The sequence below is a fragment of the Jatrophihabitans sp. genome, assembly GCF_036389215.1.
Lineage (GTDB): Bacteria > Actinomycetota > Actinomycetes > Mycobacteriales > Jatrophihabitantaceae > Jatrophihabitans_A.
The window spans coordinates 1-5,226 of the sequence record NZ_DASVQG010000331.1; the positions used below are offsets into that span (position 1 = coordinate 1).

A 5,226-nucleotide genomic window follows, 5' to 3' on the forward strand; every position below is an offset into this window, starting at 1 on the left:
GAGTGGCGATCACGGTCTTGCCGTCGCTGGCGTAGATGGTGGTGCGCTGCTGCACCGGCTCTTCGGTGAGGTTGCACTGGGTGCCGAGGAACTTGTCGGCGCCAGACTTGGCGGCCAGACCCAGCCCACCGATGTAGGGCAGCAGGAACCCCGCCGCCAGGATGCCGACGATGACCAGCAGGCTGGCCAACCTGCCCAGTTTGGAGAGGACGGTCAGCCCAGATGCTCGTGCCATGAGGGCTAAGACTACGCGAGCCCGGGATGAGGCCCGGATTTTCAGTCCTTAGCAGTGTTTAGGTTGACTAGCCCACTGCCGATTGTCCTATCGAGGCGGCAGTCGATCACTGGCCGTGGCCCATCCATTACATCGTGACATTGCGCTTTTACCAGCACTCACTGGTAAAAGCTTCAATCTCATATCAGACTCTTGCCCAACGGTTGGTGATCACCTACCGTCCGGGGTTGTAGCCGACATTTTGTTCGTGTGAAGTTTTAGAGCGGGGGATGCATGAACGCATCGCGTCTGACCGAGCGGCCGATGGTCACTGGCGACCCGGATTGGGCATCGCGCGGGGCCTGCCGGGATGTCGACCCCGAAACCCTCTTCGTCGTCGGCGCCGCGCAGCACAAGGCCAAGACGATCTGCATGGGCTGCCCGGTGCGGGTGGACTGCCTCGCCGACGCCCTGGACAGCAGGGCCGAGTTCGGCGTCTGGGGCGGAATGACCGAGCGGGAGCGCCGCACGCTGCTGCGCCGCCGCCCCGATGTCGGCTCCTGGCGGGCACTCTTCCAGTCGGTACAGCGATCCGGGGACCACAGCACGATCCCGCCGGTCGCCATGCGATCCCGCCAGCGGCCCACCGCCTCGCACTAGTCCCGCTGCGCACTAGGTCCGCTGCATACCAGTCCCGCTTTGTACTAGTCCCGCTTTGTACTAGTCCCGCTTTGTACTAGTCGGCGGTTCCCGCCAGCGCGTTGCCGACCGCCCGAAGGCCTTCCAGGTCGTGCACGTCGGTGGGCAGTGCAGGCACCTGCTGCTGAGCCACCTCCGGGTGCGCCGCGCCGAACCTCGCCACCATCGACCGGTCGTGCCTGGCCGCGTCAGCGCTTTCGGCATGAACCAGCAACGCGGTCGCCGTCAAGCGCACCGCCTCACCCTGGTCCGGCAACTCGGCCAACCGCTCGGCGGCCTCGGCGGCCCGTGACCCGCTCAGGCCGACCCGAGTGGTCCGCATCCGGTTGAGTACCAGGCCGGCCAGCGGCATCTGCTCCTGCTGCAGCCGTTCGACGAAGAACGACGCCTCCCGCAGCGCGTCCGGTTCCGGCGAGGACACCACGATGAAAGCGGTGCCAGGAGCCTTGAGCAATTGGTAGGTCTGCTCGGCCCGTTCCCGGAAGCCGCCGAACATCGTCTCCAGCGAGGACACGAACGCCGAGACGTTGAGCAGCAGGTCATTGCCCAGGATCTTGTTGAGCACCTTGGTGAACACCGAGAACGACGCCGACACCATCTTCAGGTAGGCCTTGCCGCCGGCCCGGGCGGGTGCCGTGAGCAGCCTGATCATCCGGCCGTCCAGGAAGCGGCCCAACCGTTGCGGGGCATCCAGGAAATCCAGCGCGGAGCGGGACGGCGGTGTGTCGACCACGATCAGATCCCAGTCGCCCCGTTCGACCAGCTGGGCGCGCAGCTGGGACAGCTTCTCCATCGCCATGTACTCCTGGGTGCCGGCGAAGGAGGCCGACAGCGACTGGTAGAAGGGATTGGCGAAGATCTGTTCCGCCTTGGCGGCCGTGGTGTTGGCACTGACGACCTCGTCGAAGGTGCGCTTCATGTCCAGCATCATGGCCAGCAGCGCGCCGCCGGAGCCGCTGGAGCCGCTGGGGTCGATTCCGTCAACCAGCCGCGGAGTGTTGTCGAGTTCGGTCAGCCCCAGCGCCTGAGCCAGCCGGCGGGCCGGGTCGATGGTCAGCACGACCACCCGCCGGCCCTGCTCGGCCGCGCGCAGCGCCAGCGCGGCGGCCGTGGTGGTCTTGCCCACCCCGCCGCTGCCGCAGGTCACCAGCACCTTCAGGTCGGGGTCCTTGAGCAGCGTGTCGATGTCGAGCACCGGTGCGCCGGCACGCGGGCTCATGCCGACCACGCCCGGACGTCCAGGGCGTCGGCGAGTTCGAACAGGCTCCCCAGATCCAGCGGTGGCGGCAGCTCCGGCAGCCGGGTGATCGGCACGCCGGCCTCCTCCAGGTCCGCCGCGGCCCGGGCCTGGACGTCCTGGCGCTGGCCGTAGGCGCTGACCTCGTCGGCCAGGCCCGGAGCCAGCGCCGGGTCAAGGCCGGCCGCCGCCAGGCCCTTGGCCAGCGCTGCCGGGTCCGGCCGCCCGGCCGACACCAGCGCCGGACGGGCCCTGTTCACCAGCAGCCTGCCGAGCCGGTAGCCGGCGGCGCTCAGCTCGGCGGCGGCGTCCAGGGTCTCCTGCACCGGCATCTCCTCCAGCAGCGTGACGATGTGCACCCGGGTCAGGTCCGAGTGCAGCAGCTCGATGACACCCTGGCTCTGCCGGTGGATGGGGCCCACCTTGGCAAGCCCGGCCACCTCGTGGGTGATCTGCAGGAACTGGGTGATCCGGCCGGTCGGCGGCGCGTCGAGCACCACCGCGTCGAAGCTCGGCCGGCCGGTGCGGTCGGTGCGGGTCACCGCCTCCTTCACCTTGCCGGTGAGCAGCACGTCGCGCAGACCCGGGGCGATCGTGGTCACGAAGTCGATGGCACCCATCTTGCGCAGTATCGAACCGGCCCGCTTGATCGAGTAGAACATCTCCAGGTACTCCAGCATCGCGGCCTCGGCGTCGACCGCGAGGCCGGCCACCTCGCCGCCGCCGGCCGCGGCCAGCCGGGTCTCGGCGTAGGGCAGCGGCGGTGTGTCGAACAGCTGCGCCAGGCCCTGCCGGCCCTCGACCTCGACCAGCAGCACGCGCTTGGCCTGGCCCGCCAGCGCCAGGGCCAGGGCGCCGGCGACCGTGGTCTTGCCGGTGCCGCCCTTGCCGGTCACGATGTGCAGGCGGGGCGTTCGCTCATCGGTAGCCACGAATCCAGCCTACAAACCCCGAGAGGGTAGGTTGCCCGCTATGAACTCCGTCTCGCAGCGGCTGGCCGAGTTGGGCATCGAGCTCCCCCCGGTGGCGGCTCCGCTGGCCAGTTACGTCCCGGCAGTCCGCTCCGGCCAGTTCGTCTACACCTCCGGCCAGCTGCCGATGGTCGACGGCGCGCTGCCGGCCACCGGCAAGGTCGGCGCCGAGGTGTTGCCCGAGGACGCCGCGCACTACGCCCGGGTCTGCGCCCTGAACGCCCTGGCCGCCGTGCACGCCCTGGTCGGCATCGACTCGGTCGTCCGGGTGGTCAAGGTGGTCGGCTTCGTCGCCTCCAGCCCCGACTTCACCGGCCAGCCGGCCGTCGTCAACGGCGCCTCGAAGCTGCTCGCGGAGGTGTTCGGCGAGGCCGGCGCGCACGCCCGGTCCGCGGTCGGGGTGGCCGTGCTGCCGGCGGACGCGCCGGTCGAGGTCGAGCTGATAGTCGAGGTCGGCTCGTCGTGACCGAACCGGGCAGCAGCCGGCCCGTGCGCGAGGCGGCCACCGTGATGCTGCTGCGCGACGGCCCGGACGGGCTGCAGACCTGGCTGCTGCGCCGGGTGCCGAAGATGGCGTTCGCGCCGGGCATGTCGGTGTTTCCCGGCGGCGGCGTCGATCCGGTCGACGGCAGCGGGCCGGTCCCGGCCACCGCCGGCGCGGTCGCCGAGCAGTTCGGCACCACCGTCGAGCACGCCTCGGTGCTGCTGCGGGCGGCCGCCCGGGAGCTGATGGAGGAGACCGGCGTCCCGATGCCGCTGGAGGCGCTGCTGCCCTGGGCGCGCTGGATCACCCCTGAGGCCGAACCGCGCCGCTACGACACCTACTTCTTCGTGGCCGCCGTGCCGAACGAGGCGACCGCCGCGGCCGTCACCGGCGAGGCCTCGCATGCCGACTGGATCTCCGTCGCCGAGGCGCTGGCCGAGTACGAGCGCGACGAGCGGCCGATGCTGCCGCCCACCGTGGTGAACCTGACCGAGCTGGCCGCCATGCCGAGCGTCGCGGCGGTGCTGGACTCGGCCGCTGCCAGGGTGGTGCGGCCGGTCCAGCCGACCTTCCGCAAGGACTCCTCGGGCATCTGGTCGGCCGACCTCGGTGACGGCCGGCTGCTGCCCTTGCCGGCATCGTTCCGGCGATCGACGGGAGAGGCCCTGGCATGAGCCTGGCGTACGAGCAGCTGCGCCAGGTGACCCCGCTGGCCGGGGTGGTGCTCGCCGACAACCCCTCGGCCATGACCCTGGACGGCACCAACACCTGGCTGCTGCGCGACGAGCCCACCCGGCGGCAGGCGGTGGTGGTGGACCCGGGACCCGGCGATGAGGCCCATCTGGCCAGCGTGCTGGAGGCGGCGGGGTCGGTGCCGCTGATCCTGCTCACCCACGGCCATGCCGACCATGCCGAAGGCGCCCGGCGGCTGCACGAGCTCACCGGCGCGCCGGTGCTCGCGCTGGACCCTGCGCACCGCTACGGCTCCGAGGGGATCGCCGAGGGGGCGGTCCTGGACGCGGCCGGAGTGCGGATCGAGGTGTGGGCCACGCCGGGTCATACCGCCGACTCGCTCTGCTTCGTGCTTCCCGGCGAGGACGGGTTGGCAGGCGGCGGCCCGGCAGGTGGCGGGCCGGCAGTGGCGGTGCTGACCGGCGACACCATCCTCGGCCGGGGCAGCACGGTGGTGGCCCATCCGGACGGGGTGCTCGCCGACTACCTGGCCTCGCTGCGCCGGCTGGCGAGCCTGGAGGCGGTGGCGGTGCTGCCCGGCCACGGCCCCGAGCTGGCCGACGCCGGAGCGGCCGCCCGTGGCTACCTGGCGCACCGGGAACAGCGGCTGGCCCAGGTTCGCCAGGTCCTGGCCGACGGCGGCCCCGACCTGAGCGCCATGGACGTGGTGCGGCGGGTGTACGCCGACGTGGACCCCGTGCTGTGGCCGGCCGCGGAGTGGTCCGTGCAGGCTCAGCTGGCCTACCTGCGTTCGCAGCGGGACGGCTAGCGCATCTCCGGCGCTGCGACCTGACTGGCAGGCGTCCGGGCGGTCGCTGAGCAGGCCAGTCCGCGGGGATCTCAGCGGGCGCGGCGGGCCAACCGCTCGCGGTCCAGGATGACCACGCTC

Annotated in this window: 7 protein-coding genes; 4 read left to right on the top strand and 3 right to left on the bottom strand. The window is 71.3% G+C overall.

Annotated features, from left to right (window positions below; translation table 11 throughout):
• The coding region (locus VF542_RS18715) for a hypothetical protein (RefSeq protein ID WP_408653212.1) at positions 1-235 on the bottom strand (235 nt) is incomplete at its 3' end.
• A gap of 273 nt (positions 236-508) precedes the next feature.
• Here VF542_RS18715 and VF542_RS18720 point away from each other — a divergent pair.
• Positions 509-874 carry a WhiB family transcriptional regulator gene (locus VF542_RS18720; protein WP_408653213.1) on the top strand — a complete coding sequence of 122 codons (366 nt, stop codon included), beginning with the start codon at positions 509-511 and terminating at the stop codon, positions 872-874.
• Between the two features lie 76 nt (positions 875-950).
• On the opposite strand, the gene VF542_RS18725 is transcribed toward VF542_RS18720, so the two are convergent.
• Positions 951-2,132: an ArsA family ATPase gene (locus VF542_RS18725; protein WP_408653214.1), complete on the bottom strand. Its 1,182-nt coding sequence runs from the start codon at positions 2,130-2,132 to the stop codon at positions 951-953.
• Positions 2,129-3,082 carry an ArsA-related P-loop ATPase gene (locus VF542_RS18730; RefSeq protein WP_408653215.1) on the bottom strand — a complete coding sequence of 318 codons (954 nt, stop codon included), beginning with the start codon at positions 3,080-3,082 and terminating at the stop codon, positions 2,129-2,131. Before VF542_RS18730 ends, VF542_RS18725 begins: the two co-directional genes overlap by 4 nt.
• A gap of 40 nt (positions 3,083-3,122) precedes the next feature.
• Here VF542_RS18730 and VF542_RS18735 point away from each other — a divergent pair, with 40 nt between their 5' ends.
• The 3 genes from VF542_RS18735 to VF542_RS18745 are packed head-to-tail and all read left to right on the top strand — an operon-like array spanning position 3,123 to position 5,106.
• Positions 3,123-3,587: a RidA family protein gene (locus VF542_RS18735; RefSeq protein ID WP_408653216.1), complete on the top strand. Its 465-nt coding sequence runs from the start codon at positions 3,123-3,125 to the stop codon at positions 3,585-3,587.
• Positions 3,584-4,279 carry an NUDIX hydrolase gene (locus VF542_RS18740; protein WP_408653217.1) on the top strand — a complete coding sequence of 232 codons (696 nt, stop codon included), beginning with the start codon at positions 3,584-3,586 and terminating at the stop codon, positions 4,277-4,279. The genes VF542_RS18735 and VF542_RS18740 overlap by 4 nt, the downstream gene beginning before the upstream one ends.
• Positions 4,276-5,106, top strand: a complete 831-nt coding sequence (locus VF542_RS18745; RefSeq protein ID WP_408653218.1) for an MBL fold metallo-hydrolase — start codon at positions 4,276-4,278, stop codon at positions 5,104-5,106. Before VF542_RS18740 ends, VF542_RS18745 begins: the two co-directional genes overlap by 4 nt.
• Positions 5,107-5,226: the final 120 nt, after the last annotated feature.